The following is a 23,522-nucleotide window of genomic DNA, read 5'->3' on the forward strand; positions in this document are numbered from 1 at the left end:
GTAGAAACCACTGTAGGAGCGAGCTTGCTCGCGAAGAACTCAAGGGCACCGCGTTCATTCAGAATGCCCGCGTCATCATTGACGATCTTCGCGAGCAAGAACTAGGCGTCCCCCTCGCTCCTACAGGTACTTTGGCTTACTGCGCCGTGTAGATCTGGTCGAACACGCCACCGTCGTTAAAGAATTTCGGTTGGGCAGTTTTCCAGCCGCCGAAGTCTTTGTCGATAGTCACCAGGTCCAGTTTCGGGAACTGCTGGGCGTATTTGGCAGCCACTTTTGCATCGCGTGGGCGGTAGAAATTCTTGGCTGCAATCTCCTGGCCAGCTGGGCTGTACAGGTGCTTCAGATATTCAGTGGCGATTTCGGTGTTGCCCTTTTTCTCGGCGTTCTTGTCGACCACGGCCACTGGCGGCTCGGCGAGGATCGACAGGGAAGGCACGACGATATCGAACTTGTCGGCGCCGCCATCTTCTTTCAGCGCCAGGAACGCCTCGTTTTCCCAGGCCAGCAACACGTCACCCTGACCGTTGTTGACGAAGGTGATGGTCGAACCACGGGCACCCGTGTCCAGAACCGGTACGTGCTTGAACAGCTCTTTCACGTACTCCTGGGCCTTGGCTTCGCTGCCACCGGCCTTGAGGCCATAGGCCCAGGCGGCGAGGAAGTTCCAGCGCGCACCGCCGGAGGTTTTCGGGTTCGGAGTGATCACCGACACATCTTTCTTGATCAGGTCGCCCCAGTCCTTGATGCCTTTGGGGTTGCCCTTGCGCACCAGGAACACGATGGTCGAGGTGTATGGGGTGCTGGCGTCCGGCAGGCGGGTCTGCCAGTTCTCCGGCAGGGTCTTGCCCAGCTTGGCGATTTCGTCGATGTCACCGGCCAGGGCCAGGGTCACCACGTCGGCGCGCAGGCCGTCGATCACGGCCCGGCCTTGCTTGCCCGAACCACCGTGGGATTGCTGGATCTTGACGTTGTCGCCGGGGTGGGACTGTTTCCAGAAGGCGGTGAACTCAGCGTTGTAGTCCTGGTACAGCTCACGGGTAGGGTCATACGAGACGTTGAGCAACTCGTAGTCCTTGGCAACGGCGGAACCGGCAAACACGGCACTGGCCAAGGCGGCCAGGGCATAACGGCGAATCGACGACATAGAAGCTCCTGAAATTCTGGGGGTGTTGGCTTTTTCTTATAGTTGCGGGTCTATCGCCGTTCTTGCCTAGCTCGGTTTGTTCCCCGGGTTCTGCAGACGGAATTTTTCCTTGCGTTCGATCTGTACCACTTGGGCGTTGTGCACCGTGATTTCCACCGCGCCAAACCGCAGATCGCGCAGGGCGCTCTGGATCTCACGCAAAATGGCTGCTTCGTCCTGGCCGTCGACGCTACGTAGAGATGCGCTCATGGTCTCGCTCCTGAAATGAATAGTGCCTCGCAGTGGCGGCACTGCTTGCGGCGTGAGGGCGATAGTAGATAAGCGCGGATATTCTTAAAAATACTATTTAAGAATGTTTATATAACCAGAAAGAATTTTCTGGCAGGACGCGGGGTTGCGCGAGGGTTTTGCGCCCGAGCGCCGAAATAACGCCTTGTGAAGTTCCGAATGTGGGAGGGGGCTTGCTGAAGGCTTTTTGTAGGAGCGAGCTTGCTCGCGAAAAACTCACAGGCACCGAGTTCATTCAGGACACACGCGTTATCGTTGAGGTTTTTCGCGAGCAAGAACTAGGCGTCCCCCTCGCTCCTACAGAAGGCGATGTACGCTTAACTCCCACATTTGACTGCATTTCAGGTCTGGATTGGCGGGGCGCGCTGCCAATCAATGTCCTGCGCCGGCATTGGCCGCCCAAACCAATACCCCTGCCCCATATCGCAGCCTTGCTCCAACAAGAACCGGGCCTGCTCCACCTGTTCAATGCCCTCGGCATGCACCTGCATGCCCATGCTTTTGGCCAGGGCGATGACCACCCGCACAATCGCGGCGTCATCTTCGTCCCACGGCAACCCGGCAACAAACCCTTGGTCGATCTTGAGCTTCTGCACCGGCAGGCGCTTGAGGCGCAACAACGAGGAATAGCCAGTGCCAAAGTCGTCGATGGCCAGGCGCAAGCCCAGTTCGCGCAGGCGGTGCAGTTGTTCCAGCGCCACTTCAGGGTCTTCCATCACTGCGCTCTCGGTGACTTCCAGCTCCAGAAAGGCGGGGTCCAGGCCAGTGGTGTGCAGCACCTGCGCCACTTGCTCATACAGCTCGCGTCGGGCGAACAGGCGGCTGGAGACATTGATGGCGATAAAGCTCAGTTGCACGCCATCGGCCAGCCACTGGCACATTTGGCGACAGGCCTGGTCCATGACCCAGGCGTCGATATCGGCGATCAGCCCGGTCCGTTCGGCGATGGGGATGAACTCGACCGGCGGCACCAGGCCGCGCTCCGGGTGTTGCCAGCGCACCAGCGCTTCGACACCGATCAGGCGGCTGTTGTGCAGATCATGCACCGGCTGGTAGTAGACGCGCAGCTCTTGCTGTTCGAGCGCGCGGCGCAGTTCGCTGGCGATTTCCACCCGGTTCTGCGCGTGGGCGGTCAGCTCTTCGGTGTACAGGGCGTAACCTTCGCGGCCCACGCTCTTGGCCTTGAACAGCGCGGAATCGGCGTTGCGCAGTAACTGTTCGGCGCTCAGGGCATCACTGGGGAACAGGCTGATACCGATGCTTGCACTGATAAACAACTGATGGCCGTCGAAGATGAACGGCTCCCGCAAAGCATCGAGTATGCGTTGCGCCAGCGCGGCGGCCTGCACCACCTGTGGACAACTTTCCACCAATACGGCGAACTCATCCCCACCCAGGCGTGCCAGGGTGACACCCGGGCCAAACAGACCCGCAAGGCGTTCACTGACCTGCTTGAGCAGTTGGTCGCCGACGTTATGGCCGAGGCTGTCGTTGATGATCTTGAAGTGGTCCAGGTCAAGCAACAGCAAGGCGCAGCCGCGCTTGTGGACCTGCGCCGAGGCCAGTGCCTGCTCGGCGCGGTCGGTGAACAACAGGCGGTTGGGCAGGCCGGTCAGGGGGTCGTGGTGGGCGAGGTGGGCCAGTTCGTGCTCGGAATCCTTGATCGCGGTGATATCGGAAAACACCGCGACGTAATGACTGAGCTGGCCGTGATCATCATGGATCACGCGGATGGTTTGCCACTGTGGATAAATTTCGCCGCTTTTGCGCCGGTTCCAGATTTCGCCACTCCATTCGCCGGTTCGCTCCAGGGTCTGGAACATCTGTTGATAAAAACTCGACGAATGGCGCCCGGACTTGAACAGGCTCGGTTGCTGGCCCATGACGTCTTCGCGCCGATAACCGGTGATCGCCATAAAGGCGCGGTTCACATGCACGATCAGCCCACGGGCGTCGGTGACCAGTACGCCTTCACGGGTGCAATCGAATACAGCAGCCGCCTGGCGCAGGCGCTCGCGGTTTTCTTTCAGGGGCTGGGCAAGCAGATTGGCCCGGGCAAAGCGCGCGCAAATCAGGTAGATCGCCAGGGCACTGAGCGCCACCCACACATAGCCGCGCACCTGCAGCCATTGGTTCAGCTCGCTGGGATTATCGAGAAACTCGATCAATACCCGTTGAGTGAGCCCAACCCACAGCATCGAAACCAGCAGATATACCAACCCGGCACGGCGGGCGCCTCGGTATGAAAACAGCATATGGTTAGTAGTCCTTACTAAAAAGCCAGATTCGCCCTACAAAGGCTGCGGATTATAGAATAAGAAACATCCAGTCACTCCTATCTGAAAGGGTGGCTGGTTTTCTCTGTAGGCTTAGTGATAATGCGTGAGCTGTTTTTTTCTTTATCTGAGGGCCATACAGCCTATGTGGTACAACGGTTTTCTTGACTTGTCGGCCTGGCAACTGGTGGCAGTCACTCTGTTGATGACCCACGTGACCATCGTTGCGGTCACCGTCTATCTGCACCGCTATTCAGCCCATCGCTCCCTGGAGCTCAATGCCGGCCTGAAACACTTCTTCCGCTTCTGGCTGTGGCTGACCACGGCGCAGAACACCCGCGAGTGGACCGCTATCCACCGCAAGCACCACGCCAAATGCGAAACCGTCGACGACCCCCACAGCCCGGTGATCAAAGGCCTGTCCACCGTACTGCGCAAAGGTGCCGAGCTGTACCGGGCCGAGGCGGAAAACCCCGAGACCCTGCGCATCTACGGCAAGAACTGCCCGGACGACTGGCTTGAACGCAAGCTCTACACGCCGTACCCGTTGCTGGGCGTGGCGATCATGGGCGTGATCGACCTGCTGCTGTTCGGCACCATCGGCATCACCATCTGGGCGATCCAGATGATGTGGATTCCGTTCTGGGCCGCCGGCGTGATCAACGGCCTCGGCCATGCCATCGGCTACCGTAACTTCGAATGCCGCGATGCGGCGACCAACCTGGTGCCATGGGGCATCATCGTCGGTGGCGAAGAGCTGCACAACAACCACCACACCTATCCCAACTCCGCCAAATTGTCGGTGAAAAAGTGGGAGTTCGACCTGGGTTGGGCGTGGATCAAGGTGTTCAGCTTCCTGCGCCTGGCCAAGGTACAGCGCGTGGCACCGATTGCCCACCGCGTGGAAGGCAAGGGCCACCTGGACATGGACACCGCCATGGCGATCCTCAACAACCGCTTCCAGATCATGGCCCAGTACCGCAAGCTGGTGATCGGCCCACTGGTCAAGCAAGAGCTGGAAAAGGTCGATCACTCGGTGCGCCACCAGTTCCACCGCGCCAAGCGCCTGCTGTCGCGGGAAACCAGCTTGCTGGATGACCGCCATCACCTGCGTATCCAGAGCATGCTGGAACACAGCCACGCGCTGACCGTGATCTACGAAAAACGCCTGGCACTGCAGCAGATCTGGCTCAAGACCAGCTCCAATGGCCACGACATGCTGGCAGCAATCAAGGAATGGGTGCATGAGGCAGAGGCCAGTGGTATTCAGTCCCTGCGCGATTTTGCCCACCAGCTGAAAACCTATTCGCTGCGCCCTGCGGCGGTCTGATGATGCAGGGGGAGGGGCCTGCCCTCCCCCGCAATCACTTTTTTGACGTCATTCTCCAGACACGCGCTAATCCGTCCTAATCGCCCCTGATGACGGAACTTCGCTGCAATTCGTCCCTCTCAAACAACACTTCGCCATCATGGTGGCCCCTTGTTGTGACCGCTGCTGAATCCTGCGGCGCGCCCAGAGAGAGTTGTGCCGATGGTCCACGAAAAACCCTACCTGTCCGATCCGCCCACCACAGAGCCGCCCCGACCCGCAGCGGCGGCGACCTTGCTGGCGCTCATGCATGCCCAGGGCGAAGTCGAACGGCTCAGTGAGCGCGAGCAATTACTGAGTTCACTGCTGGTCAGCGTAAACGCCGTGCTGTGGGCCGTCGATTGGCAGACGCGCCGCGTGCTGTACGTCAGCCCGGCCTATGAGCGGATATTTGGACGCCCGGCCGGCCTGCTGCTCGCCGACTATCGGGAATGGCGCAACAGCATTCACCCCGAAGACCTCGACTACGCCGAATACAGCCTGGCCCGCGTGCTGGACCACGGTGCCGTGGAAGACCGTGAGTACCGCATCATCACCGCCGACGGGCAAATTCGCTGGTTGAGCGACAAATGCTACATCAACCAGCAGGTCGGACCGGGCGAACCGGTGATCGTGGTGGGCATAGCCGAAGACATCACCGAAAAGAAGCAGCTGGAGATGGAACTGCACCGGCTGGCCACCACCGACGTACTGACCCAGAGCAGCAACCGCCGGCACTTTTTCGAATGTGCCAAGCAGGCCTTCGACAGCGCCCGCGCCCAAGGCGCGCCGCTGGCGTTCCTGTTGCTGGACATCGATGATTTCAAGGACGTCAACGACACCTACGGCCACCTGGAGGGCGACCAGGTGCTGCGCCGCATCGCCGAGAGCGGTCGAGGCGTATTGCGCCGTGGCGACCTGTTCGGGCGCATTGGCGGTGAAGAGTTTGCCGCCGTACTGCCTGGATGCGCACCGGAGATGGCGTTGCAAGTGGCCGAACGCCTGGGCAAAGAGATCCAGGCCCTGAATTTCAGCTACGAAGGCCAGGCGTTCACCGTGACCGTCAGCCAGGGCCTGGCCAGCCTCACCGACGAAGATTCAACCCTGGACAGCCTGTTCGCCCGCGCCGATGCGGCGATGTACGAAGCCAAGCGGCAGGGCAAGAATCGCGTGGTTGCGGGTTAGAAGATCAGATCAAATGAAGGATTAAAACCTTTCCTTAAACGAGCGTATTTTTGTGGCGCGCGAGCTGTTGTGGCAAGCGGGCCGTTGTGGCGAGCGGGCTTGCCCCGCGTTGGGGCGCGTAGCGGCCCTAAAACCAGTCTCCCGGTTCTACCAGAAGAAATGCGGTGGCCTTATTGGGGCTGCTGCGCAGCCCAACGCGGGGCAAGCCCGCTCGCCACAGGGGGTTCAGTTTGCTGCGCGACAGCACTGCACCTCCCATACTTGAATGTCATCGTTCTCTAGGCCTTGCGCAACCGCATCAGCTCCGACAACCCCACTTTCAGCAAGCGTGCCGTTTTACTTCTGGCCAACTCTTCCAACCCTTCTCGCTCGGTCAAGCGCGCCATTTGCGCGGCCAGGTGCACCACCAGCGCATCCCGGGCATACACCCCACCCTCCAGGGAATAGATCGCGGCGATCAGTTGGCGCAGCTCCAACGGCAAGCGCCAACGTGCGCGCAGTGCCGAGCCATAAGCGGCACCAAACGTGTACAGGGACTCGCCGATGGCTTCGTCATCCAGGGCTCCGCCGCCCTGGCGCCAGTCTTCCAGGCAGCGCAGCAAGGCCAGGTCGCCCAGCCGATGCAGGATGCCGGCGCTGTAACAGCGTTCGTGGTCCAGTTCCAACATGCGCGCCAGGCGCCGGGCGTAGTCGGCGGTGTCCTGGGACACCTGCCAGTAGCGCTCGGCGTAGGCCACCAGGGCTGGGTCGCCCAATACCACATTGTGCTTGAGCGCCAGGCCGAGGATCAGGTTCATGCTTTGCCCGGCCGCCAGTTTGTGCAGGGCTGCCGCCAGGGTTTGCACGGGCGTGCCGTGATGGCCGGCACTGTTGGCGGCGGCGATCAGTACGGCGGTAATCTGCGGGTCCATGCGCACCTGATCTTCCAGCTGCTTGAGGTCCAGGCCCTCAGGCCCAAGGCTGTGCTGCACGGCCGCCCTCACATCGACCCGCAACGGCGCACCATCGCAGGCGTCGCGGCGACGTTCGAGGAACGCCGGCAAGGTCATGCCCGGCGTCAGCGCCGGCACTTCGCAATACACGCTTTCGCCTTCGTTGAGCAGCAAGTCTTGCAGGCGCTGGGTCAGGCCATCCAAGTTCAGGGGCTTGGTGAGATAGGCCGTGGGCGCCAGGGGCAAGGCTTCGCGTACGCTGGCGCTGTCATTGCGACTGCTCAGCAGAATGAAGGGCAGCACGGGCGAGCGGCGCTGCTGGCGTACGTCGCGCAGCAGGCTCAGGCCATCGATGCCCGGCAGTTCCCAATCCGCCAGGATCAGGTCGTAGTGTTTTTCGCGCAGCAACGTGGCCGCGTGCTGCCCATCGGCACACACATCCAGCCGCGCGTCACAGCGCACATTCAGCAAGACTTGCTTGAGCAGATCCCGCGACCAAGGGTCTGCCTCGGCAATCAGCACACGGGGTACAGCGGGTAAAACAACAGCAGTCATCTGCACGCTCCATCGGCAATGCCTGCAACCTTAGTCAATGCCGCCGCCTGCGTACAATGAACAACGCCTGAATGTGCTGCCTCGGGCACAAAAAAACCCGCCGAAGCGGGTTTCTTTACGAACAGGCCAGCTTCCGATTACAGCTCGGAGAAGCACTCTTCGATGATTGCCAAGCCTTTGTCCAGTTGCTCGTCCGGCGCGGTCAGCGGCACCAGGATGCGCAACACGTTGCCGTAAGGGCCGCAGGACAGCAGGATCAAGCCCTTCTCACGCGCCTTGGCCACCACGGCGGAGACGGCAGCGGCGTTTGGCTTGTGGGTGTCGCCACCTTCGAACAGCTCGATCGCGATCATGGCGCCCAGGGCACGCACGTCGCCGATCACCGGGTACTTGGCCTGGATGGCCTTGAGGCCGGTGACCAGACGTTCGCCAAGGGCTTTGCAGCGATCCAGCAGATGCTCTTCTTCGAACACTTCCAGCACGGCCAGGGCCGCCGCGCAGGCGATCGGGCTACCCGCGTAGGTGCCACCCAGGCCACCTGGGGCGATGGCGTCCATGTATTCGGCCTTGCCGCACACACCGGCCAGCGGGAAACCGCCGGCGATGGATTTGGCGAAGGTGGTCAGGTCGGCAGTGACGCCCATCTGTTCCATGGCGAAGAAAGTACCGGTACGGCCGGCACCGGTTTGCACTTCGTCAGCGATCAGCAGGATGCCGTGCTTGTCGCACAGTTCACGCAGGCGCTTCATGAAGGCTTTAGGCGCGACGTAGAAACCGCCTTCGCCCTGCACTGGCTCGATGATGATCGCAGCGATGTCACGCGGCTCGGCATCGTTCTTGAAGATGCGCTCGATGCTGGCGATGGAGTCGTCGACGCTCACGCCGTGCAGCTCGTTCGGGTACAGCGCGCGGAAGATGCCACCTGGCATCAGGCCCATGCCGGCCGAGTAAGGCACGACTTTACCGGTAAGGCCCAGGGTCATCATGGTACGACCGTGGTAGGCGCCAGTGAACGCGATGACACCGGCACGGCCAGTGGCGGCGCGGGCGATTTTCACCGCGTTTTCTACCGCTTCGGAACCGGTAGTGACCAGCAGGGTTTTCTTGGCGAAATCACCTGGGACCTTGGCGTTGATTTTTTCGCACAGCTCTACGTAGGGCTCGTAGGCCAATACCTGGAAGCAAGTGTGGGTCAGCTTGTTCAGCTGCTCGGTCACGGCCGCGATGATTTTCGGGTGCACGTGGCCGGTGTTCAGCACGGCGATACCACCAGCGAAATCGATGAACTCGCGACCTTCAACGTCGGTCACGGTGGCGTTCTTCGCGGATTCGGCGAAGATCGGGTGAATCTGGCCAACACCGCGCGGTACAGCGGCTTCGCGGCGTTTCATCAGGGAAGCGTTGGTCTTGCTCATAAAGTCCTCATTCGCCACTCATCGGGTGGCGTGGTCCAAGGAATACGTGGCGGGGAGGCAACTACGGCAGCATGCGATGATCGACTGCCACAGCTTTCCCGGCCACTACGAATAACGATGTGAAACACGCAAAGGGTCAGCGCTCTCGTGCCCTTTGCGTTTACTGCAATCCCTTGCCGGGCTTATCCCTTACAGAACTTAGATGCCCAGGCAGAGGTATTTGATTTCCAGGTAGTCCTCGATCCCGTACTTGGAGCCTTCACGGCCCAGGCCCGAGGCCTTGATGCCGCCGAACGGCGCCACTTCGTTGGAGATCAACCCGGTGTTGACGCCAACCATGCCGTATTCCAGGGCTTCAGCCACACGGAACACACGGCCCAGGTCACGCGCATAGAAGTAGGACGCCAGGCCGAACTCGGTGTCGTTGGACATCGCGATCACTTCGGCTTCGTCCTTGAAACGGAACAGCGGCGCCAGCGGGCCAAAGGTTTCTTCCTTGGCCACGGCAGCGTTCTTCGGCACGTCGACCAGGATGGTCGGTTCGAAGAAGTTGCCTTCCATCACCTTGCCACCGGCCAACAGCTTGGCGCCTTTGCTCAGGGCATCGGCAATGTGCTCCTGAACCTTGGCCACGGCTTTTCCGTCGATCAGCGGGCCCGTGGTGGTGCCTTCTTCCAGACCGTTGCCGATCTTGAGCTTGGCCACGGCCACCTTGAGCTTTTCAGCGAACGCGTCGTACACCGAATCCTGGATGTACAGGCGGTTGGCACAGACGCAGGTCTGGCCGTTATTGCGGTACTTGGAGATGATCGCGCCTTCGACGGCCTTATCCAGGTCAGCGTCGTCGAACACGATGAACGGCGCGTTGCCACCCAGCTCCAGGGAAACTTTCTTGATGTCCTTGGCGCATTCGGCCATCAGTTGGCGACCGATTTCGGTCGAGCCGGTGAAGGACAATTTACGCACGATCGGGTTGCTGGTCAGCTCGCCGCCGATGTCGCCGGCGCTGCCGGTGACCACGCTCAGCACGCCTTTAGGGATACCGGCACGGTGCGCCAGCTCAACCAGGGCCAGGGCCGAGAACGGGGTTTGCGAGGCAGGCTTGATCACCATGGTGCAACCGGCGGCCAGGGCCGGGCCGGCTTTACGGGTGATCATCGCGGCCGGGAAGTTCCACGGCGTGATCGCGGCAGTCACGCCGATCGGCTGCTTGATCACGATCAGACGCTTGTCGGGCTGGTGGCCAGGGATCACGTCACCGTAGATGCGCTTGGCTTCTTCGGCGAACCACTCGATAAAGGAAGCGGCGTAGACGATCTCGCCCTTGGCTTCGGTCAACGGCTTGCCTTGCTCGAGGGTCATCAGGCGACCGAGGTCGTCCTGGTTTTCGATCAGCAGTTCGAACCAACGGCGCAGCTTATTGGCGCGCTCCTTGGCGGTCAGCGCACGCCAGGCCGGCAAGGCCTTGTCGGCGGCTTCGATGGCGCGGCGGGTTTCAGCGGCGCCCATCTTCGGCACGGTGCCGATAATCTCACCCGTGGCCGGGTTGTTGACCTTGATGGTTTGACCATTGTCCGCATCCACCCAAGCGCCATCGATAAAGGCTTGTTGGCGGAACAACTGGGTATCTTTGAGCTGCATGTCGGCTTTCCTTAACAGCACCGCGCGCACGCGGAGCGAATTAGAGTTGTTGAAAGGCGCCTTGTGGGCTGCCGTCAGGGAAATCAGCCCCAGCACGCGCGGGAAGTGAAAGAGCGCACGGGAGACAGAGCGTTTGAAATCTCAAACGAATCCTAGGATCAATGGGGGGGCAGGGCAATAGTCTGTTCGAAAAAAAGAACGAAAACCGCGCATTTACCGGATTTTTCTGATCAGCGTGATCGGCCCGTGCTCCACCGGGTTGATCCCTACCGCACGGCGCAGGGCCTCTGCGCGGCAAATTCCTACGTTTGAACGGCCAAAGACCAGCATGGACGCCCAAGGTCGACATGGGTATGATGTCGCCCGCACAAGCATCCGTAGCTCAGCTGGATAGAGTACTGCCCTCCGAAGGCAGGGGTCGTGGGTTCGAATCCCGCCGGGTGCACCACATACTAGTTTCTGGCTGTCTCAGACAGTCTACGAAACACCCCAAGAAGCCCGCCCTGTGCGGGCTTTCTTGTTTCTGGCTATCCGTTACAGCGTAATTACCGCTTGGCATTTGTGATCTCAGTGGCGTTTACAGGACTACTACTGAACGTACTCAGGCGAGAGTCGAGCAACTCACGTCTCTATGCCGACAACTCACGCGCACCCCACCTCAGCCCATGGCAGACCGCATCTGGTGTGGTCAAGGCGCATGTAACCACATACCCCTCATCGCCTTCCTGCACGCACAGTGTGCGCCTGGGGAAATGCTCGGATGGTCGGTGATTGTTCTCCACACGGTTGAACAGTCCATCACGCAAAACCTGCCCGCCTCCGCCAGTGGACAAGCCCAGTGCGCCGCCCTTCGCTTTGGCCTCGCCGCGGCTGTTGGCGAGCTAGCCACCGCGTTCGGCGTCACCGGCTGGCGGACGACACCACCACAACCGCTATACGCGTATGCCTGCATGCGTGGCTGGCCGAGCGTGGCGGCGTCGGAAATTTCGAGGGTGATGCGATTTTGGCGCGGCTGAGACAGGTCATCGAGCGTTTTGGAGAAAGCCGCTTTACCTGGTGGGAGTCTGCCGCCGCCAAGATCGATGAGCACGGCCCACGCATGATTGATCGGTTGGGCTTTCGCAAGACGATGGAACACGGCATGGGCGATGCCCTTGCCGGAAGCTTGGAGGGCCGAGATCTTCAAGGGCATGAATATCAGTGCGGTGAACAAGGAGCTGCTGCAACGGGGTGTGCTTGAGCCGGGAAGTGACGGCAAGGCGTACAGCTCGATTCGCCTGCCAGGGTTAGGACGTCAACGCTGCTATGTGGTGAAGACGGTTCCGGGAACGATGAAGGCGAGGCCAAGGCCGCCTGACGGCATGCCTGCTGATTGAGGTAGCGCCAGCTCATTTCCGGCCTCGCCAGCCGTTCGAGAACCATCCCTATCAACCGCAGTAACCAGAGACAATACAGATGAACACTATCCAAGAACTGAAAGACCGCCGCGACACACTGACCCTCGAAATGGAGAGCATTCAGCGCGACCTGGCGCCCTTCGAAGAAGCGCTGGAAAGCCCGGAGGTTATCCAGCAGGCCGTCAACGGGCAGTGCAAGATGAAATCAACGATCACAAAAGACGCATCGACTCACGAGATCATGAGATCTATCGCGTGAATCAAAAAATCGATCGCCTAGAGGCTCTGGCGAACCGTGAGAGCTTGGCTGCGGGTTACCTCAGCGGCATTGCGAACTGGAAAGCCGACGAGATGGAGCTTAACGAAAAGCGCAGCAGCATCGAGACCAGGTTGCAGCAAGTCCGCCAGAGCGATCAGGAAGACATGGCAAAGGCTCGACAAGCTGAAACGGACGCAGCCACCGCTTACGCGCAGGCTGTCGCCTGGGGCGATGTGGAGGGCGAGAAAGCCGCCAACGCAGAAGCTCAAAAGGCAGCAAAAAATCTTACGGCTGCGGTTGAGCATCACCGCCGCCAACAACTGCTCATCACCGCACTGGAGCAAGAGCTTGTGACGATTGATCTGCACATCACTGAGGCCCAAAAAGAACGCGCCAAGATTGAGAACCAAGCGGCTCATCTGGCGAACACAGTGTTAGAGGAAAAGTGGAACGAAGCCGCGAAAGCGCTGCTGGAAACCGGCGGTAAGCTGTGGGCTGCACGTAATCTGATTGATCGTGATCCGGTTACATTGATGAAGCTGGACATACCGGAACAGGGCGAAAATTTCGGAAGCTGGACCTGGCGAGAGCTTGCTGATATCTCGCGCCAACACAGCTTGATTGATCTGTTGGCCGCCTAACCCAAACCTTCCCCGAAGCAACCGGCGAGGGCATGTTGCTTCGGGCCTACCATCGGTCTAACCATGAATAAACCACCACAGAATAGTGCTCAGATGCCGGATTCCCTAAAGGCCCGAAAGCTGCATTTGAACGGGATAATTGTCGGCATGGCTGGAGTGAAAAAGCTTAACGCAAGAGCAAACAAAGACACCAAGGTTGAGACGCTCACGATTGATGCAATCAAGGCAGAGCTTGATTTCATAGACCTCCAGCTCAAAAGAAAGAGCGGTTGATGAAGAAGCGGAAGCTTAAGCAGCTTTCGCTTAGTTAGATCCTCCCATTACAAGCAAGCCTTCAGATTTTTCGGCTTCTGATCTGTGGCGGCTGTGGGCTCATGACCGCTTTCGGCCGATTCTGTTGAAAACAGTCGGCTTGCCCAAAACGCTCGAATATTGATGGATGAAAACATCTCGTTTGCACGCTGCTACCTGAAATCAGACTCCTGAACCATTCTGCGCAAAACTCAGATTTCAATCTCAGGCGCTTACTTTTCTGCCGTGGAATTCGAAGCCGACTTTTTCAACAGAATCGGCCAAATGCAGACCTTGAAAGTGACTGGAAACCAAGGGCGAATCAAACCCACCATATTATTCATCCGCAATATGAATTCAGGATAAATGGTTTAATCACGCGAAAACAAATCGTCAATTGGATCGATAGCACTAAATGATCGCTCGGACCAGCTCGCGCGTTGACCTCTATAAGACTCATAATCTGGCTCATGCTCTGCTTCATTAAAATATTTATCGTAAAATCTATCTACATCAACTAATTCTACAACACTATCAGCCACACTGGACGAATCATTAGCACCCAACTCGACAGCTTTTTCATCCATTAACTCCATAAATTTTCTGCGCGCGGCTGATTGCGAACCACTATCAGAAAACACCTCTGCATCTGGAAACTCATCTTCCACTGACGCGATTAGGTAATCCGTAATGACTTTGTCATATGCATTGTAAAGCGATTGATGCTCTACAACTGCAAAGCATTTGACAAGCTGACTTAAAATCAGTAATTCGTCATAATTTGGTTCATTGGAGAATGCTCCAGCCACGAATGCTTCCACAGTCAGTTTATCAACGCTGCCAATGCGCAGCGCCCATAAAAGTACTTGTGCTGATGCCAAGAAGGATCGGCAACACCTCTCACCGCCAATAAAATTAATCGCTTTTAAGAGGCTTTGATCTGATAAGTTAAATTTTGTACCAAGCTCAGACCTTGAAATACATAATTGAGCTACAAATTCGGCATTAGACCCAAGAAAATTAATATCTAAAACGGATGAAAAGATATGGTCTATCACTTCGGTCGCCACGCCAGTGCTGATTATCTTGTTATCCTGCATATCCTTCAGCGTATTCAATGAAGATTGTGTCTTGAGGCTACCAAAGCACTGTCGTAAAACAGGGGTGTTACTGGCATATCTGTTGAGTACGAAGTCTCCTAAAGACGGGTTAAATAACCGAATAAAAGTCTGATTTTCGCTTACTACTAATCTCGTGAGCATCGAACCAGATAGGTGACGGAGGTTTAGTAGAAAATCTTTTTTCCCAGTAAGACCGGCGGCTCCTGGATTCCCTAGATATCGTGCAAATGCCTCTGAAAGCTCAGGCTCAGTAATCACGCGCCCGTTCATAGCGACCAGCAAAACCAAGGCTCGGCCGCAGTCGTCCAGTTGCGCTTGAAATGGATGATCCCAGAGCTGAGACGGATCATCTAGCAAACCAGTTATATGAGTCCAGTAAGACCCGGATGGGACATCCTCCAATCGCTGGGCATCGGTAATAAATCGGATTAGCCGAGGATTAAAATTCTTATGATCAATAATAGTTCGATAACGTTTATTCGAGTACAACTGCTCAACGTATTCAGCATCTATTTCAGAATGCCAGATATGACTGTAAAGAATTTTGGCCTTATCGATCTTCTCCAAAGATTCAAGTGTAATCTCAAACTCATTTCTATTTATATTTGAGTGATGAAAAACATCATTTAAAATTTTTCCTTGATTGAGAATAGTGGTTCGAGACGTCAATACAAATCGCTTGTGTGGATTTTTGACTATGCGCCTAATAAAACCTACAATCTTGGCGCCCTCATGGCCAGAAAGCGCTTCTAGGTAGTTGCGGCCCAAAAAGTCATCAAAGTAGAAAATTTGCTTTGAGTCAGGGTCGAAGATACTCTCAGCCTCTTTAATATCATCAGAAATTACCGAAAGCTCAAAGCCGTCTGCGACATACTGTAAAATTAGCTGCCCAGCTAATGTTGTCTTACCAATGCCAGCTGGACCCGTGATGATAACAACACTCGTAGATTCCAGCTTATCAATCGCTTGATTATGGTTTACTGTAGCCACATAGAGCTTAGAGGCCTCAATTATCTCGCTAAGCTCAAACTGGCTCCTATCATGTATGGGCTTATTAAGCATATACGCAAGAACATTTGAACTGGCAATCCAGAGCTTATAGTGCCGTCTTTCAACATCTGGACACTTCGCGAGTATATCACTCAAATCCTGTCGACCCAGTATATCTGCTGGAGACAAAACAAATGGCGAAAGCTTCTGCATCAAAATTTTTTTATCGTTAAGTGAAAGCGAGTGAGACAAGGCTAAGATATATCGACTTGGCGATAATTTTTGAACTTTAAGGCTTTCAGAGTCCGCAATCGATTTAACGAGCTTTTCTAACGGCGTCGAAATCCAATGCTTACACTGGAGAATCCACTCATCCCCCTCGGACCTAAAAAAGCGCCCATCCACTCCAGCGTCACGTCCCGGCTTGAATCTTTCGAATCTGACCCCTTCCCTCGCGCTTAGCAGGTCAGCGCAAAAGACTTCGAACTCTTTGTCGTTTAGCCGCGAAAAATCGTAATCGCTCACAAAAGCCTCGCTCAGAAGTGGACCACATGCCAGTAAACCGCTCAGCATGAGATTATAGTTGTTGGAAGCCGCACATGAGCCATCGCAGTGATAGCAGCAATGAGGCGTGCTTTCTTGGGCTGGTGGGTCATATGACTTGGTGCTTTGCTCCAATACAGCAACGCGATGTCGAAGACATGGATGATCTGACTGGCCGATTGCTGTCCGTCGTAAGGGGCGGTAATCGACCCATAGCAGCCGCTCGAAGGCCGCAACAATCGCGCGAATAGCTGGCCGGCAGGTCGAGGCTCTTTCTCCCCTTGTGAGTTGGTGCAAATCCCCCCAACACTCTATTACCTCCTAAAACACAGCAAAATCCGTACTTTTGAGCTTGCACCTATCCCCACCTTCCTTACTAGGATATATTCTTCCCCGTCGGGATAAGCTCACAACTGAATCCTCGCATTAAAGCCTATGCAAATATTGTAATATTAGATTCCCAGAACTACTTTTACAATCAGCTCCTCCCCGGATAGGTATGTAAAATCCATCCTTAGCTGATAGTCATATAAATATGGAGATTTAGCTTGACTAGCGACCTATCAATCATATTGCCCCAGGCAGCTAAGAACCTAGTTGAGGACACTACCTCTTACTGGGCTGCATTTTACTGCTCCATATTGAAGACAATTCGATACCAAAAAAACCTTGCCCATGGATGGGGTAGCAGCAAGAGCTTGCAAGATTACAAAGGTGAGCTTCGGGAGAGTGGTTTCTTTAAAGGCATGAAGAATACAGTATCGAATCATGCTTTCGAATATGTAATGGTGGACTTCCTTAAGACGAGATCAGGATTGTCGCACTTCAAAAAGCTCTGTGAAAACATATTGAGCGATTTTGATATCAATGGCTTTGATATAACCCTAATGAATATATTCAAAGTTGGAACTGACTCGGAGTTGTTCAACGCCAACGCCAATTACGACAAGACGGATCTACTAATGCTTTTGCCCGGTGGTATAAAAGCCAAGCGAACCAGCATAATTCAAGGTTATAGCATAGGCAGCACCCTGAAATATTCCGATCTTTTCATTATCATCTCAAATGGTGAGGAGACAATCGGGTTTGTAGGAGAAGTTGAGGGCAACCACGGAGAGGATCTATACCGCCAGTCTTACTATGAAAAGAACACACTAAAAAATAAGCATTGCACCTTTGGCGTAAGTGTTTCAGATAAGAAAACACACGCAGGAACCTCAATTAAAAATAGTATTACGCTAAACAGAAGTGAGATAGTGGGGCGATGGATTCTGAACTTCTCCAAATCAAACTATTATATAACCGACTACCACCATGCGATTGAAAATTTACAGAACTTAATTGAGGGGCACTTCGGATACATGTCTGCAATTGCAGATAATGGGCACACGAAAATTTTGGATCTAATTAAGCTAGGTTGGAAAAAAGACATTTTTGACCTGATCAATCAATTGGAAGGCTTGGTAGATCTTGCTTTGTCGGGGGATATTTTTCACTACCAGGAAACCATTGAAGGAAAAACGGTATATAGAGCTTCACCCTTGGAACTTCCTGGCGAGCTTCCTCTTTATGCAATTGTCGAGGAAGACGCCACGGCAATCATTGGCAGCTCCATTATTACTGACATGTACAATCCGTAGGAGGCTTACTCATTCTGTTAAGCTGTGCCTCTGTGATGCGTAGCTGTGAATTGATACTTTATTGCTATTGGAAAGATATTGACGCAAAAATTGGATTCAGCACTGGCCCGGAACCACAGTTCGTGCTCGGCAGTTTTGGATCATTTTCTGCCCGTCGCGAGAGTCAGAAAACGCCCCATAGCCGCCGTTGATGACTGGCGGCAATGGTCAGAATCGGTCATTGAGACCCTATAGATGCTCAGGAGACGGAACTGTGTAAGTGTTATCAACACCTTCCGCTTTCAGGCGATGGGGTTAATAATTCAAAAAGCCTCAGCCCGCTCCATCTAAATTCTACGCATTAATCCTCACCCCACCACCTCTCAAGATTCGGCTCTAGGCGCCAGGTCTTCGCCAATCGCTCAAGCAATTCGGTCCTCCGGACTTCTAGCTCTTCGAGCGTCCATTGAGAATAGCTGCGCACTTCGTTGGTGAGCGTAAATGCGCATGAGTCACCAGATGCAAAATACTTTGTCTTTTTGACGTCGAAGTCGTAGTTCTGCGCTGCGGAGTTTTTACGCGTATTGAGCAGTACTAGGTTTGCCAAGCTATGCACCCAGGCTGCATGATCATTCGTATCAGAGAACCATTGCTCCCACTGCGAGCCTGGCGAGATAGTTTGCGGGCAGATATGCTCCACCGAGATAACCGGGTAATTGTAATTGGCCGAGCCATCGCTGGAGGCTTGTTCCAAGCGAAGCAAGAGCGGTTTAACTATCTTGGGGACAAGGTACACATTGCCATCTAACGCATTGAAGAGCATCGTGGCTTCAGTTTGTTCAATTTCCAAACCCTTGGAGCGCTCCCGATTGGACGATCGGACTTTGGGGTCAGCTGGCACGTCTAGATCATCCAATACATCGACATAGCGTGACATCCGTGCGTTGACATCAGCGCGGGTCAAGAATAGAAAATAGGCAAGTCTTTCTAACCGGAAGACAAACTCTGGAACGTCGATATCAGCTCCACCATTGCTCTGGCGCAGGCAAAGCAGCAGGGGCGGTAACCAATCTCGGTTGTCCAATCGTTCCAAAGATCGTACTAGGTCAGCGCTCTTCGCACCGAAGCGCGTGCGCAGCTTCTGATCATCCATTGCCAACATCAGAGCGTCAGCATAGGGCTCCAAAACCGTGTCAATGAACCCAACAGGATTATCGCGAAACACTGGTACATGAAGGGAAAAACCGCTTTCAAGCGCGGAACGAGGTTTGTCACGTTCGTAGATCATGCGTATGTGCGTGAATAAAGCACTGAATCTGTCGCGGCCCAGTGCTGTTTCAACTTCCTCCCAGCGCTGGGATAGGAATGACTCCTTATCGGCGCCTGCCCGCTCCAGCAGATCGGCTTTGAGAATATCTGTGGCCGAAAGGTCGAGGCCGCGAGCGTTTAGAACGGTAAAGATTCGTCTCGCAGCAGTATCAGAGGGGACTTCTACAAGCACGAGATAACAATTTTGCAACAGAAAGCGCAGAAGCTCATCGCGTTCTTTTTCATTCATAGCCCCTAATCGATCGCGAATGAGCTTCGCGTTTTCAACCATTCGTGCTTTTGCATCTGTGAGGCCATCCAACGATGGCAGGTGGTTAGTCGCTCCGCGCGTCTGAATATGCTTCTCAAAAAAGCCCTGATCTTTCTGCCGCAGTTGCAAGCGTAATGCCTCTGGGATGCCTTCATCCTCATTGGCTACCTGCTTGATATACCGTTCGCGCTGCGCTTGCTTCTCTGCTCCTTCCGTCAGGTCGCGAATGACGCTGAACAGGAGAGTGAGCGTGGTCAGGCGCTGCTGACCATCGACTACACGTGATGCCGGGTTGCCATGGGTTTTCACCAATACGATGCTACCTAAAAAGTAAAAGCCCACTGCCGCAGTGTCTCGCGTCATGGCGTCCTTCAAGTCCGCGAGTAACTCCTCAGCTTGAGTCGTTTCCCAAGCATACGGACGCTGATAAGCGGGAATAGTAAAGGCGTACTCTTTGGAAAAGACTTCCGCTACTTTTTTGTGAGCGGCCTCAATTCGAAATTGCGAAACATCAAGCATGAAAAAATCCTTTTTGGTTTTAGCTCGACGTCTCCTGCTGGCATAGGCGTATGTGCAGCATCGATGGTCGAGGGTTTTGCATACTGGTTCACCCGTAATCGAATCTCCTGTCACGTTAGACAGGCTAAACGCTCCGAATGAGCTAAACGTCTAGGCTGAAATGGCGACTCAGACGCAGGGACGAGCATGTGTAGTCAGAGTGCCACAGCCCGCAACCTGAAAAAACAGGCTAAAAACAGCTCCGCAATTTAGCGATGGTCACCTAACCTACTGTCCGCTTCTGGCCGATTGTGTTGAAAAAGTCGGTTTTCCCATAACACTCGAATATTGATGGATGAAAACACCTCTGTTGCCCGCTGCTACGTGAAATCCGAGTATGAACCTTCTGCCAAAAATTCAGATTTCAATCTCAGGCGCGTACTTTTCTGACGTGGAATCCGAAGCCGACTTTTTCAACAGACTCGGCCGATAGCTGCCGCGCGCGGGCGATCTTTTGCGGCTAGCAATAGCCGGTCGGCAGTTTATTCGGAGACTGCAATACTCGCTTTATGAGTGCACGGAGTAAAAAATGACAGGAAACTGTTATTCGTAGCGTGCGCCCACTGAGCAGGGCAAAAAATTATAAATGTGGTAATCTTTTGCCGGTTACATCAGATATCTTTAGTCCATCGCGGCGCAATGCCAAGATCACTGTATATTGGCTCAAGCATTTGCAGATCAAAAGGCCAACATCCAGATAGGGAGCGTGAGCGAGTTTGTACAAGAAAATATATAAGAGTGATTGCATGAATACGATAGATTGCTTCTTTTGGGCTTCTCTCCTCTATTCTGGCCTTGAGGACATTCGCAAATTTCTGTACAAAAGCGCCAAAACCCTCAAGCCCACTATTCCCGATAGCACCTCGTAATTGGTCAATGATGTAATCATTTTCGCGAGACTTGGTCTCGAACACAACAGCAGAAAGCTCTAAGGCATTTATTTTAGCTACCTCATCCTTGATAGCCTGGACAGTAGCAAGTGACGTTAAAGTACTTTTATTGGCCCTGAGCAGCATATCATCCGTTGTTTCCATAAGCGCCATGCTTTTGGCAAACAATCGATGAACCTCAGGTTGACTGGTTATGTTTGACTTATAAAGAGTATCATGACTTAACTCAGCATAGGCGTGCTGAAGAAGAGTTCTAACCTGTATCTCACACTTGGTACCGACTGGTATCAGTACGTTATTGTGAATTAACTCATTATAGGATGTCACAATGAAGTGGGCAGATTGATAGTCAAATATTCGAGGGTCTTTTTCACGCCACTCATCGAATTCTTTACTATTCATCGTTTGCCAGTGATCCGATGCCTCAATTAGCTTTGAGACCTCTACGATCTGATCAGACAACCCCAACACAAAGCGGACTCCTACTTTATCTGTAATATCCTCATAATTGGAGAACCAGCCTTTGTTAAGCACGAATGCCTTTGCAATCAGTGAGTTCTCTTCTTTAACCCTGACCTCAGGCGAAATCTTCACCCATTTTTGATAAGCTTCAGTGCCAAAAGTACAGGTGATGGCTTGTGTTAATTTTTCAACGACAAATAGGCCCCACGCCTTAAGGTATGGGGCCTCACTTCGAAACCGACTGAGGTAATCTTCCTCTGTCATTTGTCCTGGCTCACAAGAGCTCCTTGGATCATCAGCGTTGTATGCGTTTCAGTTGTTTCCACCACCTTCACAAGCTCTGCAAACTTATCAGCCGGTGCAGTGATCTTGACATCATTCGTGAAGCTTAGCTTACGGCGGGCCAATTTTCTGTTGATTGCCTTGGTATCTTTGACAATCGCAGAGTCAGGGAAGCCTTTCCTTCCCATGTAACCAACAAAATCATCCGATTCATCTGGGGTCATGTAACGCTCAGCGAATTCGGCACCTTCGATTGTGGTGGACGTATCCGTCTTGAGATAGGTGTACAACGCTTGTTGCAAGTCGATTTTTCTCTCTGATGTTACATCCATCCCTCCGATAAATTCGGCGGTGTAATCGAAAAAATCGCGGGTTCGCTGTACTGCGTTGTCCGGAATTCTGAGTCCTAAGAAGCTAGAGTAGAAATATTTCGCAGCTTGACGATCGTCATCGGACTTTATATTGCTGTCGTATACATGTGCATTAAGATCAACAACGGCTCCGCTGGTTCTAGCAGCGGTTTCGTAAAAAATACCGATCTTATAAAGTTTAGATTGCGGTGTAAGTATTAAGTTTTCAAGGTAAGCGAGAGTAATCTTGCCATCCTCTTCCGTTTCCGTGAAACCAGCTTGCTGTTCGGCCTTAATGATAATCAAGCACCGCTTGTTATCTGTGTCCGTTGTTCCAGAAATAATCACCAATGTGCCCCCAGGCCAGCGTTTGCTGGTGTGGATGGAAGTATGGTGATGGGCAATCGCTGCCGAGGTGGTAATAAACCCCCGATCAGACGCTTGAACTAGTTGCTTCGAGTACTCGTAGCAACTCGCAGCAGTTTTGTTGGAAACATCCATCGCCAACGACCCTGACCCTGTCCCGAGTACCTTACTGACCCGCTCCTGAAGCATTTGTTTACCTGCTTGATTGAGGGTCGTCAATTCAAGACTGATTGTAGCGGGCGTAGCACCATGCTCATTAGGCTTATGTACGTTATGCAAAATAATGCGATCAAAGATCAAGTTGTTGAATGGATTGTTCATTGACCACTCCTCTTCAACGCAGTGTCATAGACCTTTTTTGATACACTAGGACTTTCTGTCGCCAGTTTGTTCAAATCGGACTCAGCCTCCTTCAACCGGATTTCCTTTTCAGAACTCTCGAGTGCCATGGCTAACTCTAGTTTCCGACGGACATGGCCATAGCCAGCCCCAGCAATACGGTGAAGGTTCGTGCGATCCTCAAGCTTCAAAAAAGTTTGCAATGAGGAAAGAATTGCTGCCAGCAGCGTGAAGAGAGCGAGCAACACTTTGGAAACATCCCCAAGCGTGGCCAACAATGTGGTGGCACCTGCTATTGCGGTAATACCGATGGTTAGCAGACCCAGCCCGCGGTGGACCGAGCTTAGACGCTCAGCCATTAACTGATGCGACAGCTGTGATTCTCTAGATCGCTTGAGCCAGCGCTGCAAAACTTCAGCGCTGCTCCGAAACTCTGGTTCAGAACTCATGTACATCCCTTAGTGTAAAAATGCTAGGAAGGGATGTACGCAGATAGCTTAGACGTCCCTGCCAAGCGTGGAAGTCAAACGTATCACAGGGTATGGCTCTTTAGCATCATCATTTCCTCTGCCACCATCTTGGAGAACCACCAGTGCTCAAGCTCGCAGATTTTGGAGGCAACGATCTATACGGCCAAAACACTGTACATTCATACATGCCATCTGCGCAACTCGACGCGAGACTAGGCGGGATATAGTCATTGTCCATTAGCCGTTCTCCACGAAGCGCGACTATTGGCCGGTAACTGCCCTTACAGGCGAAAGCCCCTAGGTCGATGACCTCCCGCCTCAATCGTCACAAACCGCTGCTCCAGAGCATCATTGATGTAACACCTATTTGCGATGTAACACGTATATCGGCAAACCAGTCGAAGCTGTGTAACGCAATATAAATCATTTAAAATCATGCACTTAAATAACAACGTAACACGCGTAACACCCGTAACACGGTTTGTTAGGGTATCCCCCTAGGGAAACTCTGAAAAAAACTTTCTGATTTGGCAAAATACCGCGACCCCACCCACCGAGTTTCCCGATGAAGCAGATGA

The 23,522-nt window shown here is 54.0% G+C and carries 15 protein-coding genes, 1 tRNA gene and 2 pseudogenes; 7 read left to right on the forward strand and 11 right to left on the reverse strand.

Translation table 11 applies throughout. The features are described from left to right. Positions 1-136: 136 nt before the first annotated feature. The 3 genes from AC1Q6I_RS12300 to dibA all read right to left on the reverse strand — a co-directional run bounded on the left by AC1Q6I_RS12300 (position 137) and on the right by dibA (position 3,690). A complete protein-coding gene (locus AC1Q6I_RS12300; RefSeq protein ID WP_069075004.1) occupies positions 137-1,147 on the reverse strand; it encodes a sulfate ABC transporter substrate-binding protein in 1,011 nt (336 codons plus the stop codon). A 66-nt stretch (positions 1,148-1,213) separates the two neighbouring features. Further along, positions 1,214-1,396 carry a sulfur starvation response protein OscA gene (oscA, locus tag AC1Q6I_RS12305; protein WP_003170956.1) on the reverse strand — a complete coding sequence of 61 codons (183 nt, stop codon included), beginning with the start codon at positions 1,394-1,396 and terminating at the stop codon, positions 1,214-1,216. Between the two features lie 380 nt (positions 1,397-1,776). Next, complete coding sequence (gene dibA, locus AC1Q6I_RS12310) at positions 1,777-3,690, reverse strand: phosphodiesterase DibA (protein ID WP_069075003.1); 1,914 nt, start codon at positions 3,688-3,690, stop codon at positions 1,777-1,779. A 166-nt stretch (positions 3,691-3,856) separates the two neighbouring features. Here dibA and desA point away from each other — a divergent pair, with 166 nt between their 5' ends. Together desA and AC1Q6I_RS12320 are read left to right on the forward strand one after the other, a co-directional pair. Beyond that, positions 3,857-5,041, forward strand: a complete 1,185-nt coding sequence (gene desA, locus AC1Q6I_RS12315; protein ID WP_024072739.1) for a delta-9 fatty acid desaturase DesA — start codon at positions 3,857-3,859, stop codon at positions 5,039-5,041. Positions 5,042-5,242: 201 nt separating this feature from the next. Continuing rightward, positions 5,243-6,244: a GGDEF domain-containing protein gene (locus tag AC1Q6I_RS12320; RefSeq protein WP_102624808.1), complete on the forward strand. Its 1,002-nt coding sequence runs from the start codon at positions 5,243-5,245 to the stop codon at positions 6,242-6,244. Between the two features lie 278 nt (positions 6,245-6,522). Here AC1Q6I_RS12320 and AC1Q6I_RS12325 read toward each other — a convergent pair whose 3' ends face one another. The 3 genes from AC1Q6I_RS12325 to gabD form a co-directional block, all read right to left on the reverse strand. After that, positions 6,523-7,731 carry an HDOD domain-containing protein gene (locus AC1Q6I_RS12325; RefSeq protein WP_102624807.1) on the reverse strand — a complete coding sequence of 403 codons (1,209 nt, stop codon included), beginning with the start codon at positions 7,729-7,731 and terminating at the stop codon, positions 6,523-6,525. A gap of 137 nt (positions 7,732-7,868) precedes the next feature. Continuing rightward, on the reverse strand, positions 7,869-9,146 hold the full coding sequence (gene gabT / locus AC1Q6I_RS12330; protein ID WP_024072736.1) for a 4-aminobutyrate--2-oxoglutarate transaminase: 1,278 nt from the start codon (positions 9,144-9,146) through the stop codon (positions 7,869-7,871). Between the two features lie 198 nt (positions 9,147-9,344). Further along, positions 9,345-10,787 (reverse strand): NADP-dependent succinate-semialdehyde dehydrogenase, encoded by a 1,443-nt coding sequence (gene gabD / locus AC1Q6I_RS12335; RefSeq protein WP_069075000.1) that lies wholly within the window; start codon positions 10,785-10,787, stop codon positions 9,345-9,347. A 371-nt stretch (positions 10,788-11,158) separates the two neighbouring features. Between gabD and AC1Q6I_RS12340 the strand changes: the two genes are divergently transcribed. The 4 genes and pseudogenes from AC1Q6I_RS12340 (at position 11,159) to AC1Q6I_RS12355 (ending at position 13,357) form a co-directional block, all read left to right on the forward strand. Then, positions 11,159-11,235: transfer RNA gene (locus tag AC1Q6I_RS12340), tRNA-Arg, on the forward strand. 262 nt (positions 11,236-11,497) lie between these two features. Next, positions 11,498-12,144 (forward strand): annotated as a pseudogene (locus tag AC1Q6I_RS12345) (DUF927 domain-containing protein); the annotation flags it as partial. Between the two features lie 98 nt (positions 12,145-12,242). Further along, positions 12,243-13,084 (forward strand): annotated as a pseudogene (locus tag AC1Q6I_RS12350) (chromosome segregation protein SMC). A gap of 93 nt (positions 13,085-13,177) precedes the next feature. Continuing rightward, the gene (locus AC1Q6I_RS12355) at positions 13,178-13,357 is read left to right on the forward strand and encodes a hypothetical protein (protein WP_102624806.1); all 180 of its coding nucleotides are present in this window, start codon (positions 13,178-13,180) and stop codon (positions 13,355-13,357) included. A 389-nt stretch (positions 13,358-13,746) separates the two neighbouring features. On the opposite strand, the gene AC1Q6I_RS12360 is transcribed toward AC1Q6I_RS12355, so the two are convergent. Continuing rightward, positions 13,747-16,011: an nSTAND3 domain-containing NTPase gene (locus tag AC1Q6I_RS12360; protein WP_102624819.1), complete on the reverse strand. Its 2,265-nt coding sequence runs from the start codon at positions 16,009-16,011 to the stop codon at positions 13,747-13,749. Between the two features lie 566 nt (positions 16,012-16,577). Between AC1Q6I_RS12360 and AC1Q6I_RS12365 the strand changes: the two genes are divergently transcribed. Continuing rightward, entirely contained in the window at positions 16,578-17,669 is a 1,092-nt protein-coding gene (locus AC1Q6I_RS12365; protein ID WP_102624805.1) for a hypothetical protein, read from the forward strand. A 340-nt stretch (positions 17,670-18,009) separates the two neighbouring features. On the opposite strand, the gene AC1Q6I_RS12370 is transcribed toward AC1Q6I_RS12365, so the two are convergent. From AC1Q6I_RS12370 to AC1Q6I_RS12385, 4 genes are all read right to left on the reverse strand, one after another. Continuing rightward, entirely contained in the window at positions 18,010-19,746 is a 1,737-nt protein-coding gene (locus tag AC1Q6I_RS12370) for a DUF262 domain-containing protein (RefSeq protein WP_102624804.1), read from the reverse strand. Positions 19,747-20,396: 650 nt separating this feature from the next. Further along, positions 20,397-21,401, reverse strand: a complete 1,005-nt coding sequence (locus AC1Q6I_RS12375) for a GTP pyrophosphokinase (protein ID WP_102624803.1) — start codon at positions 21,399-21,401, stop codon at positions 20,397-20,399. Further along, positions 21,398-22,456, reverse strand: a complete 1,059-nt coding sequence (locus tag AC1Q6I_RS12380; RefSeq protein ID WP_102624802.1) for a nucleoid-associated protein — start codon at positions 22,454-22,456, stop codon at positions 21,398-21,400. Before AC1Q6I_RS12380 ends, AC1Q6I_RS12375 begins: the two co-directional genes overlap by 4 nt. Continuing rightward, positions 22,453-22,923 (reverse strand): SLATT domain-containing protein, encoded by a 471-nt coding sequence (locus AC1Q6I_RS12385; protein ID WP_102672934.1) that lies wholly within the window; start codon positions 22,921-22,923, stop codon positions 22,453-22,455. The genes AC1Q6I_RS12380 and AC1Q6I_RS12385 overlap by 4 nt, the downstream gene beginning before the upstream one ends. Positions 22,924-23,522 lie beyond the last annotated feature (599 nt).

It is taken from the genome of Pseudomonas sp. MPR-R2A5 (genome assembly GCF_058793055.1).

Bases quoted from the DNA above. Each gene is read 5' to 3' on its own strand.
- dibA (WP_069075003.1), bottom strand. From the start codon at position 3,690: ATGCTGTTTTCATACCGAGGCGCCCGCCGTGCCGGGTTGGTATATCTG.
- desA (WP_024072739.1), top strand. From the start codon at position 3,857: ATGTGGTACAACGGTTTTCTTGACTTGTCGGCCTGGCAACTGGTGGCA.
- AC1Q6I_RS12380 (WP_102624802.1), bottom strand. From the start codon at position 22,456: ATGAACAATCCATTCAACAACTTGATCTTTGATCGCATTATTTTGCAT.
- AC1Q6I_RS12355 (WP_102624806.1), top strand. From the start codon at position 13,178: ATGCCGGATTCCCTAAAGGCCCGAAAGCTGCATTTGAACGGGATAATT.
- oscA (WP_003170956.1), bottom strand. From the start codon at position 1,396: ATGAGCGCATCTCTACGTAGCGTCGACGGCCAGGACGAAGCAGCCATT.
- AC1Q6I_RS12375 (WP_102624803.1), bottom strand. From the start codon at position 21,401: ATGACAGAGGAAGATTACCTCAGTCGGTTTCGAAGTGAGGCCCCATAC.
- AC1Q6I_RS12320 (WP_102624808.1), top strand. From the start codon at position 5,243: ATGGTCCACGAAAAACCCTACCTGTCCGATCCGCCCACCACAGAGCCG.
- gabT (WP_024072736.1), bottom strand. From the start codon at position 9,146: ATGAGCAAGACCAACGCTTCCCTGATGAAACGCCGCGAAGCCGCTGTA.
- AC1Q6I_RS12300 (WP_069075004.1), bottom strand. From the start codon at position 1,147: ATGTCGTCGATTCGCCGTTATGCCCTGGCCGCCTTGGCCAGTGCCGTG.
- AC1Q6I_RS12325 (WP_102624807.1), bottom strand. From the start codon at position 7,731: ATGACTGCTGTTGTTTTACCCGCTGTACCCCGTGTGCTGATTGCCGAG.
- AC1Q6I_RS12385 (WP_102672934.1), bottom strand. From the start codon at position 22,923: ATGAGTTCTGAACCAGAGTTTCGGAGCAGCGCTGAAGTTTTGCAGCGC.
- AC1Q6I_RS12370 (WP_102624804.1), bottom strand. From the start codon at position 19,746: ATGCTTGATGTTTCGCAATTTCGAATTGAGGCCGCTCACAAAAAAGTA.
- gabD (WP_069075000.1), bottom strand. From the start codon at position 10,787: ATGCAGCTCAAAGATACCCAGTTGTTCCGCCAACAAGCCTTTATCGAT.